Source organism: Stutzerimonas sp. C6.4V, from assembly GCF_058536345.1.
In genome coordinates this window covers 2,923,807-2,939,627 of sequence record NZ_JBZUBM010000001.1, presented here as the reverse complement: position 1 = coordinate 2,939,627, position 15,821 = coordinate 2,923,807, and the positions used below count along the sequence as shown (strand labels likewise).

16 protein-coding genes are annotated in these 15,821 nt (G+C 52.3%); 7 read left to right on the top strand and 9 right to left on the bottom strand.

From position 1 onward, the window contains the following. Positions 1-10 precede the first annotated feature (10 nt). Both dpdK and dpdD read left to right on the top strand, forming a co-directional pair. Positions 11-538, top strand: coding sequence for a phospholipase D-like domain-containing protein DpdK (dpdK, locus tag AC4LFW_RS13875; RefSeq protein WP_491819688.1), 528 nt, complete (start codon positions 11-13; stop codon positions 536-538). Beyond that, positions 535-2,712: a protein DpdD gene (dpdD, locus tag AC4LFW_RS13870; protein ID WP_491819687.1), complete on the top strand. Its 2,178-nt coding sequence runs from the start codon at positions 535-537 to the stop codon at positions 2,710-2,712. Before dpdK ends, dpdD begins: the two co-directional genes overlap by 4 nt. A 33-nt stretch (positions 2,713-2,745) precedes the next feature. On the opposite strand, the gene AC4LFW_RS13865 is transcribed toward dpdD, so the two are convergent. From AC4LFW_RS13865 to AC4LFW_RS13835, 7 genes are read right to left on the bottom strand one after another with little or no spacing between them, the layout of a single operon-like run. After that, positions 2,746-3,189 carry a 6-pyruvoyl trahydropterin synthase family protein gene (locus AC4LFW_RS13865; protein WP_491819686.1) on the bottom strand — a complete coding sequence of 148 codons (444 nt, stop codon included), beginning with the start codon at positions 3,187-3,189 and terminating at the stop codon, positions 2,746-2,748. Next, on the bottom strand, positions 3,189-3,821 hold the full coding sequence (gene queE, locus AC4LFW_RS13860; RefSeq protein WP_491819684.1) for a 7-carboxy-7-deazaguanine synthase: 633 nt from the start codon (positions 3,819-3,821) through the stop codon (positions 3,189-3,191). The genes AC4LFW_RS13865 and queE overlap by 1 nt, the downstream gene beginning before the upstream one ends. Beyond that, positions 3,818-4,522 (bottom strand): 7-cyano-7-deazaguanine synthase QueC, encoded by a 705-nt coding sequence (gene queC / locus AC4LFW_RS13855; RefSeq protein WP_491819683.1) that lies wholly within the window; start codon positions 4,520-4,522, stop codon positions 3,818-3,820. The genes queE and queC overlap by 4 nt, the downstream gene beginning before the upstream one ends. A gap of 23 nt (positions 4,523-4,545) precedes the next feature. Next, entirely contained in the window at positions 4,546-5,601 is a 1,056-nt protein-coding gene (dbpB, locus tag AC4LFW_RS13850; RefSeq protein WP_491819681.1) for a DGQHR domain-containing protein DpdB, read from the bottom strand. After that, positions 5,598-6,896, bottom strand: coding sequence for a tRNA-guanine transglycosylase DpdA (dpdA, locus tag AC4LFW_RS13845; protein ID WP_491819679.1), 1,299 nt, complete (start codon positions 6,894-6,896; stop codon positions 5,598-5,600). Before dpdA ends, dbpB (AC4LFW_RS13850) begins: the two co-directional genes overlap by 4 nt. Next, positions 6,893-8,020 (bottom strand): DGQHR domain-containing protein DpdB, encoded by a 1,128-nt coding sequence (dbpB, locus tag AC4LFW_RS13840; protein WP_491819678.1) that lies wholly within the window; start codon positions 8,018-8,020, stop codon positions 6,893-6,895. The genes dpdA and dbpB (AC4LFW_RS13840) overlap by 4 nt, the downstream gene beginning before the upstream one ends. Continuing rightward, on the bottom strand, positions 8,017-8,955 hold the full coding sequence (locus tag AC4LFW_RS13835) for a hypothetical protein (RefSeq protein ID WP_491819677.1): 939 nt from the start codon (positions 8,953-8,955) through the stop codon (positions 8,017-8,019). Before AC4LFW_RS13835 ends, dbpB (AC4LFW_RS13840) begins: the two co-directional genes overlap by 4 nt. A 171-nt stretch (positions 8,956-9,126) precedes the next feature. On the opposite strand from AC4LFW_RS13835, the gene dbpB (AC4LFW_RS13830) reads away from it, so the two are divergent. The 5 genes from dbpB (AC4LFW_RS13830) (at position 9,127) to AC4LFW_RS13810 (ending at position 13,388) form a co-directional block, all read left to right on the top strand. After that, complete coding sequence (gene dbpB, locus AC4LFW_RS13830; protein ID WP_491819676.1) at positions 9,127-10,227, top strand: DGQHR domain-containing protein DpdB; 1,101 nt, start codon at positions 9,127-9,129, stop codon at positions 10,225-10,227. After that, positions 10,220-10,654: a hypothetical protein gene (locus AC4LFW_RS13825; RefSeq protein WP_491819675.1), complete on the top strand. Its 435-nt coding sequence runs from the start codon at positions 10,220-10,222 to the stop codon at positions 10,652-10,654. The genes dbpB (AC4LFW_RS13830) and AC4LFW_RS13825 overlap by 8 nt, the downstream gene beginning before the upstream one ends. Before the next feature lies 1 nt (position 10,655). Next, positions 10,656-11,009 carry a 6-carboxytetrahydropterin synthase QueD gene (gene queD, locus AC4LFW_RS13820; RefSeq protein WP_491819674.1) on the top strand — a complete coding sequence of 118 codons (354 nt, stop codon included), beginning with the start codon at positions 10,656-10,658 and terminating at the stop codon, positions 11,007-11,009. Positions 11,010-11,090: 81 nt separating this feature from the next. After that, positions 11,091-12,044, top strand: a complete 954-nt coding sequence (locus tag AC4LFW_RS13815; protein ID WP_491819673.1) for a hypothetical protein — start codon at positions 11,091-11,093, stop codon at positions 12,042-12,044. A 450-nt stretch (positions 12,045-12,494) separates the two neighbouring features. After that, positions 12,495-13,388: a site-specific integrase gene (locus AC4LFW_RS13810; protein WP_003291594.1), complete on the top strand. Its 894-nt coding sequence runs from the start codon at positions 12,495-12,497 to the stop codon at positions 13,386-13,388. 244 nt (positions 13,389-13,632) lie between these two features. Here AC4LFW_RS13810 and AC4LFW_RS13805 read toward each other — a convergent pair whose 3' ends face one another. Then, positions 13,633-14,385 carry a 2-keto-4-pentenoate hydratase gene (locus AC4LFW_RS13805; RefSeq protein ID WP_491819672.1) on the bottom strand — a complete coding sequence of 251 codons (753 nt, stop codon included), beginning with the start codon at positions 14,383-14,385 and terminating at the stop codon, positions 13,633-13,635. Continuing rightward, on the bottom strand, positions 14,382-15,821 hold the full coding sequence (gene hydA, locus AC4LFW_RS13800) for a dihydropyrimidinase (RefSeq protein WP_312571342.1): 1,440 nt from the start codon (positions 15,819-15,821) through the stop codon (positions 14,382-14,384). Before hydA ends, AC4LFW_RS13805 begins: the two co-directional genes overlap by 4 nt.

Genomic DNA, 15,821 nt, shown 5'->3' with positions numbered 1-15,821 from the left:
GAGTTTTACCATGAATGATCAGCGGCAAATGTTTTTACACGGCCCACTAGGGCGTAGGCAATTTCGTGAAGTTCTTGGCGGGCTAATGGCAGGCCTGCTACTCCGTCCAGAGCCTATATGGCTAGTGTCGCCCTGGCTGAGTGACTTTCCTGTTCTAGATAACTGTTCTGGGCAGTGGGATGCGCTTGAGCCAGGCTGGGGTAGTAGAGAGGTTAGTTTTAATGAGGTATTGGCGCGGGCCGTTAATGGCGGTTGCCGGTTGCGGGTAGTAACCCGAGACGACGTTTACAGCCGTCGATTTGTCCAGCAATTGAGCGGCCGCTTAGTTGCCGATCAGGATTTTTGTTACCAGTACAGTGATCAGGTTCATACCAAAGGTCTGCTTACTAAAAGTTGTTTTTTGAAGGGCTCAATGAACTACACCTGGAGCGGTACCAACCGCAACGATGAGCACGTCATGCTGACGAACAACCCTCAGATAATTTCTGAAGCGCTACTGGAGTTTGAAGATTATTACCGCTTCGAGGCGTGTTCATGAGCGCAGTGCCGACATGGTTGCAGCCGTTCTTTTCGGTCGAGAATAAGATAGATCCAGAAAAAGTGATCGCCGGAAAATACCCGCAACCGTATCAGCGTTTGTTAGAACCATTGGTAAAAAGTGCTTGTGCCGAGCAGTGGCCGTTATTGTTGCCGTACAGTCGCCCTCCGGAATTGTGTTTCTACGCAGTTGCTGAGGATGGCCGTGCGCTGGAGGAGTTACGTCAGGTGCTGTCAGCGTTCTTAGGAACAGCCGGTACCTCTCCTAGTTATGGTCTGATCAGCACTCCAAATAATGAGGGGCAGAGTGCATTGCTAGTGCGCGCCCCCGCGGGTTTGTTGCGTATTGACTTACTGAGCGGGGTAAGTGAGCAGCAGAAGCACCGGATATTTACAGTGCTGGCTAATGTGCTGCAGTTGTATCGTCAGCGCCCCGCACTTATGTCATTGGCTAAACGGCCAATAGGTCGAGTGCTACGTGATTTCATGTTGGCCTACCGACTACATGATGGCGAAAACGCTTGGCACTTATACGGCGAACTTAAGAACTCAGGAGGTTTCAGTCCGCCTAATCTCCTGTCGTTGGAGTTGCAGGCGTTAGCTGCAGCAGATCGTTGGCAGGATATTGTTAACCATCCTCGCTTGCCCAGTCTGCTCGGAAGCCGTATGCCGTTACGGCTAGTTCGTATAATGCTTCGAGCGCTGGGGCGTCTAGGCCTCAACCGGCTACTTATTGCTGACGAGATAGTTGAGGAAAGCAGGGACGAGTTGGCAGAAATATGCTATCCGCTTAGCCCGCTTTTTATAACGGTTCCGCTGTTTGAGGTTCACGAAAGCTTTAAACAAGATTGGCAACTTTGGGTAGCTGGTGCCGCTGTTTTAAGGAGTGTACAGATTCAGCAGCACGTGCCCGCCTTTATCGATTCGGACTGGTTGCGAAAACTACTGCTTTGGGCAGAACTGGCTCAGGTAACTCAACCCGAGGCTGATATAGGGGCGGTTGTAAGTACGTCGATAGATAAAAATGAGGGGCCCGGTGCGGTGCAAGTCTTACTGCAACGCTCACTGGATGCGTCACTAATTGAGTTGCAAGAATTGTGGAATCAATTGCAAACCATGCCCGAGTCTTGGTTTGAACCACTGCAATCATTGCCTATGATGAGTGCGATTTTGCAAGATATGCAAAAACGCTTTTCTAGAGAACAGTTGGGTGGGTGGGATAGCTGGTTTCAGCGCTTGGGCGGCACGGAGTCGCCAACTGGCGAGTTGGAGCGTGAGGCACAAGAGTACTGCGAAAATTGGACAATTGAATCCTTTAACGCGGAAAGATTGCTTAAATGTATTCAGACCGGATCGGCTAAGGAGCAGGCAATTCTTCGCAACGCACTGCCATTGCTGCTGGATTGGTTAGAAGAGCGGGACGTGATTGTCCAAGGAACTCTCTGGGTAGAGTTTTTGGAATTACTAGCTCTTGACTCTATTGTTAATCCAGCATTGCTGTCGCTGGCAGCACAATTGACGCAGTTGATGTTAGCGCAACCGTTCAGTGTTGGTGAATATACGAGGTCGATCGATGCGATACTAATGTTATGGGAGGTCAATAAAGGGCCTGAAGCGTATATCCATATGCTGGAGTTAGTGGATGTGCTGCTGGATGCACCCTGCCCAGAAGAGCCATTGCGTCGTCAGATCTGGCAGTCGCTACAGGATTTCGCGACAAAGCATTGGAGACAAATTAAAGATCCAGCGATACGCCAGTTAACCTTCGTTTTAATGCGAGAAATTCTCGAGGTCGGTGAGTCAGTTCCAGACTTTAGCGATAACAAAAACTCTGTCTCAGATGTCGACTCAGCGATAGATTCAGTCCCTGACTTACAAGGAAAGTCGTTAGCTATCTACACCCTCACAGAGGGGGCCGCGCGCCGCGCACGGGATGTACTGGAAATGATCTTTATAGGACTCAAGGTTGATATCAACAGTGACCATACAGCTACGCCAGCCTTGTGCCATCTGGCTAAAACTGCTGATTATTTTGTGTTCTCTTCCCGTAGTTCAAAACATCAGGCATTCTATCCTGTGATCAGTATGAGGCGAGACATTATCTATCCTTATGGTAAGGGTGCTTCAAGCATAATTCGTGAGTTTATAGAGGGGGTGAGGCGGCAGTCTATTTAGATGTCGGGCTGTTATGGAATGAAGTAACGAAGGTCATTCTTTCCTCCAGCGCAAAACGCAGCGATCGCCGCTGGCTCGGCGCTCGATCATAACGGCGCATAGGCCTGGTACTGAACCTTCCATATGTTCGCGGATAAAAGCGCAGAGGTTCTCGATAGTGGCAGATCCTAGACCTTGAACCTCATCAAGGAGTCGGTGATCTAGCATCTCTTTTACTCTGGCAATTTCACTGCGCAGATAGCCAAGATCTATGAGCATCCCGGAGGTGGGATCCGGTTGACCAGCGACGGTAACCTCTGCTTCGTAGGTATGTCCGTGGATACGTAGACTGCTCTCGGTCTCGATGCTTCGATTCAAGGTGTGGGCTGCCTCAAAGAAAAAGCGCTGTGACAGTTCGTATACGGTCACGCAATCAGTGGAAGACTTAGTTGCAACCTCAGGAAGAAGATCTTTGGACGCGACTGCTAGCGTGGACATCAGCGGATCTCCAAAATCTTGTGTGTCTGAACGGAAAGGCGCCATTTGGTGTTGGCCTGACAATAGGCGATGGCCGTGCGGGTATTTTGTCGCTGAATCGGTCCGTCCATGGGTTGCAGCAGGTAATAGTGAAAATCGCTGTCTCGGATGTCGCCCGGGAGGAGGCCTGGTTGCGGATAGACGAGTTTCAACTCGTGGCCACTACGCTGCACCCAGTCGGAGCCAGCTTTAGGGCTGACACAAATCCAATCGATCCCCGAAGGTGCCGGAATGGTCCCATTGGTCTCGACAGCGACTTCGAAATCCTGATCGTGCAGGGCCGCAATCAGGGCTTCATCGACCTGCAGTAACGGTTCGCCTCCCGTGAGCACGACATAGCGATGCTCCTGTGCGACTGGCCATAGTGAGGAGATTCGCTTGGCTAAGGCCTCTGCTGTCAAGTACTTGCCGCCCAAGGTTCCATCGGTACCCACGAAATCGGTGTCACAGAACTGGCAAATGGCGTTTGAGCGGTCAATCTCTCGACCACTCCAAAGGTTACAACCCGCAAAGCGACAAAACACAGCTGGTCGACCTGCTCGAAGCCCTTCGCCTTGGAGGGTGTAGAAGATCTCTTTGACACTGTAGGTCATGCGTCAGTGTCTCGTTTGAAGGCTTCATAGCCGGTACGGCGCAACTCGCAAGCGGGGCATCGGTCGCATCCATACCCCCAGTCATAGCGATGCTCACGATCGCCTAGGTAACAGGTATGGGTTTGCTCTTGAATAAGCTCGACAAAACTCTGCCCGCCTAGGTTCTCTGCTAACTCCCAGGTCTCCTTCTTGTTCAGCCACATCAAAGGCGTCTCGATCACTAGCGGCATTTCCATGCCGAGGCTAAGAGAAACCTGCAAAGCCTTTAATGTGTTGTCTCGGCAGTCGGGATAGCCCGAATAGTCCGTCTCGCACATTCCACCCACGAGTACGCTCAGCCCTCTACGATAGGCCAGTGCTGCGGCGAAGGTGAAGAAGAGCAGGTTGCGGCCTGGGACGAAGGTGTTAGGCAATCCATTCTGGGCGAACTCAATCTCCTTCTCAGAGGTCATTGCGGTCTCGCTGATCTGGCCTAGCAGTTGCAGATCCAGAAGATGATCCTCGCCCAATCGCGATCCCCAGTGATCGAAGTTTTCACGGATGCAGTTCAGCACGTTCCGCCTGCAATCGAGTTCTACGCTGTGGCGCTGCCCATAATCGAAGCCGATAGTCTCGACCCGTTCGAATCGATTGAGCGCCCAGGCGAGGCAGGTCGTAGAGTCTTGACCGCCCGAAAACAAAACGAGGGCTTTGGTATGCATAACAGACCTCCGAATATGGTTATCTATTTGCGTTTGAGTTCGCTTTTAAGTTTGTAAGTAAGGTGTTGTGTAAGTAGCGAAATATCGCTAGGCGTATTCTGAACACCATTCCATGGGCGACGATCGGTTTCAGAAAAGTGCCATTCACCACTAGTCCATGCGGTGTGTGGCTTAAGGAGTTTAAGTCCTTCCATAAAGCCCTCTTTGCTCGTCGAACCTTGCCGGGCGTATAACTCTTCCATTACGAATCCAAGCGCAACAAGACCCGCGCCATGCTTAAGTCTCGAATGCCGAGGCGATAAGCCATCCCACTCTGAACGAAATACTGTCCGAACAGCTTGAAAGAAGTTATTGATGAGTTCGACAGAACGGGCATCGAAGTCATCGTATTGCATAAATGTCTGAATAGCTCCGTCGCTTGCAGAGTTCATGACAAGCTTTTGCATCGCCGTGTCACTTAGCACACCCTGAGGGTTCGTATGCTGGCGGATCTCACAGAAGAGAGCCGAACCCGGTAAGTGGTTCAGCAAGTCTACTATGCGCGCTGCGAACTTACGCTTGGTGAAACGCTCCGGAAGGCCGTCGACGGTCGGTAGAAGTTCATAGATGAGCGACTTCGGCAGCGGCCGAGTATTATTAATCAGAACAAACTGTTGCCTGAGTTCGTTATAGTCTTTGCAAACCAAAGCAGATGCAAATATTTGGAAATTTGCTTTGTCCATCGTCGACAAAGCACTCAAGCGTTGTTGGCCATCGACAACGAAACCTGGCTTGCTTTTCGACGCGTCCACAGTGATATCCACAATTCCGTCGCCTATGTCGATAACTTTGACATCGCCAAGGAATGCCAAAATGATCGCGTTGGGCAGCAGTGCATCGTCTCTGCGTAGGTAATCCCGTATATCTTGGATATGTGACGCCACCTGATGGCGCTGGAACCCTTTGAGATGACCTTCTTCGTTTCTGCCAACCCGTTCAATTTCCGAGAAAGACAGGATGTCTTTTGGCGTAGCGGCAAACGTAAATATGTCATGGCCTTGCGCCTGCGTAGCGCGAATACCTTTGAACCTGTAGATCATGCTTTAGATTTTTCCAGAGTCTTCTGAAGGTGTCGATGGTAAACGCCTAGGTTGTGGAATCCCCGGCGTTTGTTTCGGTTGCTGGCGCGAAAGATGATGGTTTCTATGCCGGCACTGCTACAAATCGAACATTTGCACTTTTGCCATGGCTTGTCACGAAGGGTGGGGCCGATTAGGCGGATGTTCTTGTCAATTTCTTTTTCGAGTTCTTCAGCGGTAGACACGATATCGCTGAGTGTTAGACGGAGATAGTCAATAATGGCCGATAAGGTTGATTCGTAATCAAGAGCGCCATCGTCATAGTCACGTAATGCCTTCAGGGATCTTGCTTCACGTTTCTGCAGTTCTTCAGCGCTAAGGGTCCCGCGCTTTATGCCTTGCATTAATCGCGGATTCTCAATGGCCTGTGGGATTCTGATCGCAGTGTAGTAAGACAGTTTTGATGTCTCGTTCTCTAGATAGTAGTTGGCTTTTGCATCCTTAAAGGCCCGAATGAGGGGAGACGTAGAATCAAAACTGGTAATACCGTAGCCTGTAAATTCATCGATTCGCTCTGCTTTGGCAAATCCCAACAAGTGAATATTGGTTTCAGGTTTTATTGCAACTCGCAGTGCAATCAGCACTTCGTGTATCTGCTCCACTTTCAGTGGAACCAGGCCGCCAATCGCAAGGTACCGATATCCCATGTCTTCAAGCTTTTTTGCCGCTTGTGCCATGCTTTCCGGAGACCATCCTTGGACTGCACCTAATGGTTCGAAGGGCCGACCGGCTTCGTTCGTAAGCCTTAGAAACTCACGTGCGTTTTCGAGCGTGATGCTGTAGCGGTTGAGGATATCTTCAGTTTGGCTGGCTGCTGGTGGGTTGCTTGAGTCGCAACTGAAAATTATATGGTCAGGTGAGCATCCGTGGGTAAACCCGCTATCAGCGTAAAATTCCACTACTTCTAGTGGGCTATAGGCTGGTTTCGAATGAGTTACGTAAGCAAACGCACCACAATCACCTAAAACCATCGTATCGTCGAATTTCTCGTCGTCTAGCCGCAAGAACTTTCGAACACCCTCCCTGAGAAAACGCTGCTGCTCAGCTGTGGAATATCGAACCTTGGAACTGGCAACGCCTATGGCAGGGCGAACCGCACTCATTGAGACTAGTAGACCGTCGTAGGGGATGGGTGTCATTATTTCGTGCGCGTACTGGTCGTCCCAATATCGTCTTCGTCCAGGAGCATTACGATCATTGATGAAGTCGTATCCTGGATCCACGTAATCTTGAGTGTCGGCGTACAGAAATTTCATGATGCGGCGCTGGTTAAATAAAGGCGTATCAGTGTGTCTTGCAGGTTTTTAATGTCTTGAGGCGTATGCTGGATTTCATTCCAAGCCTTTTTCAACATTGGCCACTCACCCGAAGACCATGCACAGACAGTTGCAATTTTTCGAAGCTCTGTTTCTATTTGTTCGGCGCTGTCTTTGCTTACTCCCGTTTTGGCGTAGATGCGGTCCATCAATACGCCCATAGCGATTATGCCCGCTGAGTGCATTAATCGCCCATCTTTGGGATCCAACCCCCAGTCTTTTGGGAAACAGACCTTTACTGCATCCCAGAACTGAATAAGTAGATGGTACATGGCTTCAATATTAGCGGTCTCGTCGTCACCTGACTTGTATGGGTAAAGAGCGCCCAATGGGTTCGTCATGCTATTTCGAATCATCTTGACGACAGCCGTATCGGTTACTATTGCAGCATTATTTTGTTGGTCGGAGGGTTGCTTGATAAGCTTGTAGAATGGTGACTTTGAATCGCGATTAAGGAGTCCGCATAGCTCAGCCGGAGCCCTCCGAGCACTTAATTCTCTGGGAAGTAGGATCGTGCCTGTTTCGGGGAGCAGTTCGTTGATTAGGCGTGTAGGTAACGGCTTTGCTTTGTTTACCAGAATGAACTGTTCTCTCTGAGTGGTAAGGTTGTCAGAAACAAAGCCTACGACCGGGACAGGCAAGTCGGCATTCTGTGCTTTAGCAAGTGCCAGTGAACGCTGCTGGCCATCGACGATCCACGCCGAACGTCTACCCTCATCATGTAAAGGGATACGAAGTGTGCCTGCTTGGGATAGCCCTTCATCGCCGGTTGGTTTGCTTCCGCGTGACGCAACGAACTTAACGTCTGGAGATAGCGCCAAAATGATCGCGTTGGGGAAGAGGGCATTTCCTTGGTTCAAATAGTCTACGATCCCTTTTACGTGACTGCGGATCTCCGGTCGCTGGAAACCCTTCAGGCTGCTGCTTTCATCTCGAGAAATACGGCTTATATCGGCTATCCGAACCAGATCTGAACCGCGTACGAACAGAGCATAGACTTCTAGGTTGTCCCCTTGCGTAGTACGAAGAGCACGCACCACAATTTCTTGGTTCTTCTCGTTCATGCCTTAGTTCTCGCTGTGTATTCCGACTTCAACTCCGTCCATAGTTTTCGGAATCGAGACTGCTCGCAACTCACGCATACGTCGTCTCTCAAGTGCCGGAGCAATCGGGAAGAACTGCCGTTGTGTTTTGCCCAAGCCTTGGCTAGTAAAGATTTTACTTCCTCGTCAGACGTCCGCCGGCGCGACACCTTTGACGCGAATGCGAGTTCGCTCATGGCGCCGGTCACAGCCCGACGGGCGTCCGGCAATGAGCACGTCGTCCAGCCTTGCTCTACGAAGTGGCGCAAGGCTCTCTGCGGGTAGTCTGCCCGTGTCCCCGCCAGGTCTGAACCTTCTAGCCGGTCGTCATATGGCATTGCATAGGGCTTCAGATCGTCAGGCAGCCTTTCGACCCCGGGTCGAGACGTGAAAATCCTCAGCTTGGATCGGCTGCATGGATTGAGGTCCAACAGGTCGTCGCGAATAAGATCGATGTAGTTAGCGGAGAGTGCAATTAAGACCAGCTCGACCGCGGGCTTCGTTGCCAGTTCGGCGATAGGGCTGCAGGAGCGAAAGCGTACGTTCAGTTGCGTCCACCAATGCGAAGGAGCAGCGTCGAGTTTTGCTAGTTTTGGTCGGATCGAGTCGTCTTCGCTGCCAACAGTCAGGTTGTATGAAGGAGACGGGTAATCGCTGTCGATAAGGCCAAGCCCAGTAGATGCGAACATCAAACGCGCGTCGACAAACTGAGCCGCGCGCTTGGCATCCAGAACGCTTCGGCCTGCGTAGAGGGACGCTGCTGGTAGGGTTCCAAGGCCTTTGGCTCTGATCTGCCCAACCCATTCGTCGGTCATCTCGTCCAGAGAAGCGAACGGCTTTTGAGGCAAACACAGCGTAGCCGTGCCAGCCATACGCTTCCTGTTGGTACAGTTAGTGATGATGATGATCGATGTCATTGGAAAACTGCGCCTATGGCTTTTTGATGGGTTGCAGTTAATTTATAGTGTGTAATCCTACCACCTGATAACTGTCTCAGCTATTGCCTTGCGCCCACGTTGAGGGTGGAGAGCAAAGCTGACCTGAGGAATGCGTTACACCCGGTGCGGTGGGGTATATGAGGGGGATCGATGCGGTTTTCGGCTATTCGAGCTAAGCAAAGCGCTACACACCAGGTCGTGTCTTTCGCTGCCACTGTGGAGCAGATCTTGGCCATTGCGTCGATAGATCGGGTGAGGCGAGACGCGGGAGGCGACTTGCACGGGTTTCAGCGACCGATGGTTGCCAAACATATTAGAGAGATTCGTGACTATCTTGAGCGACCTGATGCTGTGATGCCTAATGCAGTGGTGCTCGCATTCACCGATGGCATCACCATCACAGAGGGACAAGGTCCCTATGCCGAAATTGAGATAGATATCTCCAGAGGTCCGACTGGGTTTGTTGTGGACGGCCAGCAGCGGCTGTCAGCGTTGGCTGGGTTACCGTCGGGTGACTTTCAGTTACTGGTTTCGGCGCTTATCTGTCAGCACCAGGACGAACTGCGCCAACAGTTCATTTTGGTCAACAACACGCGTCCTTTATCAAAGTCGCTGATTTACGAATTACTTCCAGGCGTAGACGGTCTCCCTCTACGCATGACATCTCGCGCTCGTGCGGCACGTATTGTAGAGCTGCTGAACTTTGATGAGCGGTCGTCGCTTAGGGGACAGATCAAACAACATACGAACCCCCTAGGAACGATCAGTGATACTGCGCTCCAGAAAATGGTAATAAATTCGTTATCCGATGGATATTGCCGGTCGCTTATCGATCAGGAGGGGGGCGAAGAAAGGTGTTTCGTCGTAGTCAGCGAATTCTTCCTCGCGGTCCAACAGGTTTTCCGCAAAGCATGGGTAGGGCATCATCCGAAGTCGTCTCGATTGGTGCACAGCGCTGGCATCATCTCTATGGGTTACGTGATGGATCAGTTGTGTACAACCTCGGCGCCGCTTGCTCCTCTGTTCAAGCTTGGACTTAAGGATCTCGAGGGCAAGACGCCCTGGACGGCAGGGCATGGAGATTGGCCCTTCCAGAGCGGTATACGTTCGTGGAACGGTATCCAAAATCTACATCAAGACATACACGTGCTATCTGATTACTTGACGAAACTGGTTCGTCGTAACTCCGCCATCCGCACCGAGGCTGTCTCCCCTGTGAAAAACTCTAAAATGGAGAAAGTACATGACTAATGAACAGAGTGCTGCTCCGGCACTCGCTACCGTCGAATGTGTAAAAGAGTTCTCGGCTAGCCTTTTACAAGCCGCGGATGCTTATCAACGTGCTCTACATCGAATCTCAATAAACGATTTGGCGTTCGCTGATTCTGGCTATACTGTCTTGACGGAAGTGTATGGTCTTCGAAATCGGGCTTATGTACTTCAGAATGATGCGGCAAACCACATAGTCACTAATCTAAATTTTACTCAACGCGACCTGGTCGATCTCGTTAGCCGTGCGGCCGAGGCTGCGAATGTTGCAGTATCGTTAAAAAGGCTACAGTCGATCGTACTGTCGATTGCAACGTTTACTGTGTCGCTTGGGGAAGATAGGGCTAAGGTCGTTGAGTTCCTGTATGAATCGTTGAGGTCGGTCATCCTAGACCTCGAGGTTGTGTAACATGGAGATTTACAAGGAATTTACTTTTGAGGCCGCTCACTATTTACCGAATGTGCCGGCAGGGCATAAGTGTGGTCGGCTGCATGGTCATTCGTTTCGCGTGGCTATTTACATTACCGGAAGCGTTGACCCTCGTTTAGGTTGGATCAGAGACTACGGTGAAATTAAAGAAATATTTAAACCGATCTACGACCGCCTTGACCATAATTACCTTAATGAAATCGAGGGGCTCGAAAATCCCACAAGCGAAAATATCGCTATTTGGCTGTGGCGCAACTTAAAATCCGTGCTCCCAGAATTGTCTCGCATACGTATACATGAGACCTGCACTAGTGGTTGTGAGTACCTCGGCTAGCAATAACAGATATGCTGGGAGGTGTTCATGCGTCATATGACGAATATCGTGAACAGGGTAATAAAAATATCGAGGTTGTGTATGGGGAAGGACAATGCTACCCCTTTGTCCAAGCGGTCAAACGAATTGGGCTTCTTTTGGTTCCTTGTCGATGCTCCGATGTACACCGATGATCCGTTAATTGAGCGCTTTCATGACGCCGTGATGCGACCTGGCCTCATAGCACTGTCCGAGTCAGAGTCAGATCTTTTAAAAAAGACGACAGAGAAAAAGCTAGGAGTTGGTGGTAACGGTGATGTTGACCTTCCGTTCGTAGTTAATATGGCATTGAAAGGTAACTTTGATTATCGGGCCAGCAATGGTTCGGAGAGCACAAAAATCAGGACTTCAAGCGTTCCGCGCACACCTGAGCGTTTGCTTGAGGAGGTTGTAGCGTTCTATTTGGCGCATTTCCCTCAACGAGTATTACGGGTTGATCCCGTTAGGATGTCTGTCACAACCGCCGCAGTTGAAACAGGAGTAGGCGCTGATTTTGCTATCCTCGACGCTACCTGCAACGATCCTGGGCCAAGGCCATTGATACTGATAGACGCGCCTCGCGGAACAAAAATAATGCCGATGGCGGGGGAGTTGCTGAATGGGGCGGTTGAGGTCTTATATGAAGAGCTAGTTAGAAAGCTTTCAACTTCCGAAGAGCCGTTAAAAAGATTTAGCCGCGATATGCCGGAAGACAAGAAAGCAGAGAGGTGGGGCGAGTTGATCACCCGCTTTGATTCGCGCGTAGCTATGCAGATTGTTGAGGAAGCCGGGAAGAAACACGGCGGGGCACGGTTCGACTGGATAGATTTTAGGATGCCTTGGGGCAGCACTGGAGCGCCTTCGCCATTTCATCTCCATATTGTACCGGCCGGACGCTACTCGATGGGTACGTTTGCCCACGCTTTTATTCAGCGCGGGGGAAGTAACGGAGTGAGAATTGTTGGTACGTTAAAGACTGGCGGGGATATCAATGTTATGGCCATCTATGAAAGATGAGGATCCGAATAGCGGACCATCGACCCCCAAGCAATCGTTTCGTCCGAACTGCCGTGGGGTCTATCTCCAGGATAGTTTAGAGGACGGACGTCGCTATCGGTGTCGCGCACTTGCAAGTGGCATGAGAGCAAGGGTGTATCGAGTGACGCACCGCCCGTACCCAAATGAGAACCGATCGTTTGTGAATGGCCGGTTTTTGGCGGCGGGCGCAAGCGGGCGTTTGATTTAGTGCTGCCTACGGAGGGTCGGGTTCCATTATGTGGTTCGTCCTTGGCCAACGAACCAAAGTCCGGAATGCGATATAGAAAGGATAGAATTTTTGCACCTTTGCAATGTTTGGCTTTTGGGGTTATATAAAAAATAATGCTCTGGTTGTTGTTTTTTTGTTTTCGTATTTGCAATAATTGATTGTGTGGCATGTGTCACGCAAATAATAATTAGAAGAATAATATGAATGCAGAGACTCAAAGCGCCTATATTAGTTTGGCCAGTAATTTTTATGCGACTCGGATGCAGGGCGTTGAGCTTGATGAGCTCAATATTATTGGTGCTTTACTACGGGCGGCCCCTGATTACCGCCCGGATTATTATCGGCGCCTACGTAACGCTTTGGCGTTTGATCAAAAGCATCGAGGAAATTTCTGGGCTGCCCAAGAAATCAATCGTACGCTCAATCCGGTCACTGTGTTAAATCTGCCGCGAAAGAAAAAGCAGCGACGTCCGCAGAAGCTTTCTACCGCTGATTTCGAAGCGTGGCTACGGTGTCTGGCTGAACGAGATATGCCTGTCGAAGCGGGAGCTTTAATGGTGATATCTCTTACCGGAGCGCGACCATGCGAGCTTAACGGAATTTCTATCGATGGCCGGCGCATCCATATATCCGGTGCAAAGCTTAGCCACAACGGTTTACGCGGCGCTAGCCGAACGCTTGAGGCTGATGGAGACGTCTGCAATATCTTGAGAAACGCTCTCGCTGCTTTTAAATGTCAGCCGCGCAGTATGGATTCAATACGCGTTGCGCTTCACCAAGTCGCTACTGAGCTATTCGGTAGGAGGAAGGTGCCGAGTATGTACACACTTCGTCACCAGTTCGGCTCAAATCTGAAAGCCTCAGGCATGTCCGCAATAGAAATGGCATACGTCATGGGGCACCAGGCTACCGATTCGATTAGCCGCTATGGCGATAAAAGATTTGGACGTGCAGAAGCGGTTAAGGTTAAGCCTGCAAGCGATGCTGACTTTTCAAAGGTGAGAGATACAGTGCCTGCTCGAATGCGTGCGGACGCCGTGGCTCTTAATGATCAGCGAGACTTGGATCGTAGGACTGAGGTCGCTGACGGCTGAGGTGATGTGGTCATTTCAGCGGACAATCATGAATTCCTTAGGCTATAGAGCGTTTGTATCTAGCTCTGGTTTTGATAGCGGTTTCCACCTTTACGTCGTCAACGCTCAGGTATCTGTTACGTAATCTTGGACACATGGGTGTCGCTCACCGGCAGCTTGCGGCCAGAAGCAGCCGTAAGCATAAGAGCTACAGGTGCTTCTAAAGCCCGAAACAAGACCAGAAACCATAGCGGCACCGGACGGATCAGACGTTCAGCCTGACCTCTCCAACTCCAGTCAGACCGAAAGTGATCGTCTGCCCCGGATCAGCCCAATAAATACCAGTCCAACTGCCTGTAGCAATAAGGTCGCCGGCGCGCAACGGCGTGCCTTGCGCTGCAGCATGTCGCGCTAGCCACGGTAGAGACGACAGTGGATCGATAAAAGGATGCGAGCCGTTAGCGTTGACTACTTCGTGGCTATCAACCCATAGTTTCGTGGTTTGGTGTGACCAATTTGGCAGATCCAATAGCTGTACGGCAACGCCAAGAATGAGAGCCCGGTTGAGCTGTTGGTCGGCAAGTCGAAGCAACGGATCGGCATCTATTCCGCCTTCCAGACGTGTGTCGCAGAGTTCAATCGCTGGTAACCACGCATCAATCGCGAAGCGGATTTCGGTCAGATCAGGGGCGTCGGGAAGATCCCGCCCTAGACGGACAACGAGCTCACCCTCGATACCGAGCGCGGTGACGTAACCGGGCGGTACGTGCCAGCCTGATCGATGGATCGCAGTAGCCTGGACCGCCGCCGCGCTGATCATGCCGCCAGGGGAGCCCCCAAGTTTCCAGGCGGCCGGACGCGCGCCGTCGAACCAACCTAGGGCATGACCGACCCGGCGTTGTACAGCGTAGGCCGCGGCGGTGTCGGGCAGAGCCAGCCCGCTGAGAGGCTGGCGCTGGCCCGTGCGCCAGGCGGTTATCAAGCGCTTGGCAACGGCGTCGATGTGAGCCTCGCTCACATCGGGATCTCGGTCTGCCGGCGGCGCGGCTTGGCCGGCTCGGGCCGGGCACAGGGCAGGAACTGACCACGGCCTGCGTCGCCGCGTGGCTGTTCGCCGTCCCATACGACGTCACCCCGGGACAGCGTCATCGCTGGCCAGGCGCTCAGATGCATGCCGGCATAAGGGGTGTAGTCCACATTGTGGTGCAGGCGGTCATTGTCCAGATGGAAGGTCTGCCCTTCGTCCCAGATCACCAGGTCCGCATCCGAACCGATGGCAATGCTGCCCTTGCGCGGATAAAGACCGTAGAGCTTGGCGGCGTTGGTCGATGTGAGGGCGACGAAGCTTTGGGGCGTGATTCGCCCGGTACGTACGCCCTCGGACCAGAGCAGGGCCATGCGCGTCTCGACTCCGGGAATGCCGTTGGCGACCTGGTCGAACGACACTTGCTCGCCATGCGCTTTCTTGCCGCCCGGGCCGTCGTAGCGGAACGGCGCGTGGTCCGAGGAGAACACCTCGAACGAGCCGTTCTCCAGCCCGTCCCAGATGACCTGCTGGTTGGCCTTGTCCCGTGGTGGCGGGCTGCAGATGCACTTGGCACCCTCGAAGCTGTCGTCGCAACCCAACGAGTCGGCGGTGAGGAACAGATACTGCGGGCAGGTCTCGGCGTAAACCTTGAGGCCGTTGCTTTGCGCCCAGCGAATCTGTTCGACAGCCTCGCGGCCGGAAACGTGGACGATCAGGATCGGTACGTCCACCAGTTCCGCCAGAGCAATGGCGCGATGGGTCGCTTCGCGCTCCACCAGCATCGGTCTCGACGTGGCGTGGTAGCGGGGCGCCGTGTGCCCGGCGGCAAGCAGACGCTCGGTGAGCCAGGCGATGCAGTCGGCGTTCTCGGCATGCAGCATCACCATCGCGCCCTCACGGCGAGCGACCGACAAGGTGTCGAGGATTTCACGGTCGCTGAGCTTGAGTGCGTCGTAAGTCATGTAGATCTTGAACGAGGTGTAGCCCTCGGCAATCAGGGCCGGCAGTTGGTCGCGAAGGACCTCGGGTGTCGGGTCGGTGACGATCAGGTGGAAGGCATAGTCGATCACCGGCTTCTCCCCAGCACGGCCGTGATAGTCCTCCACGGCGGCGCGCAGGCTCTTGCCCTTTTCCTGACAGGCGAACGGAATCACCGTTGTGGTTCCGCCGCAGGCTGCCGAAACGGTGCCGCTGAGAAAGTCATCGGCCATGACCGAGCCATCACCAGTGGGCTGGTCAAGATGTACATGGCTGTCGATGCCACCGGGTGTGACGTGACGCCCTTTTGCATCGATTTCGCGGGCACCGGCCGGCAGGTCGAAGCCCAGCGCGGCGATGCGCCCGTCACGGATGCCGATGTCGCTGGTGAAGGTGTCCGCGGCAGTGACCACGCGGGCGTTACGAATGACGGTATCGAATGGTTGCAT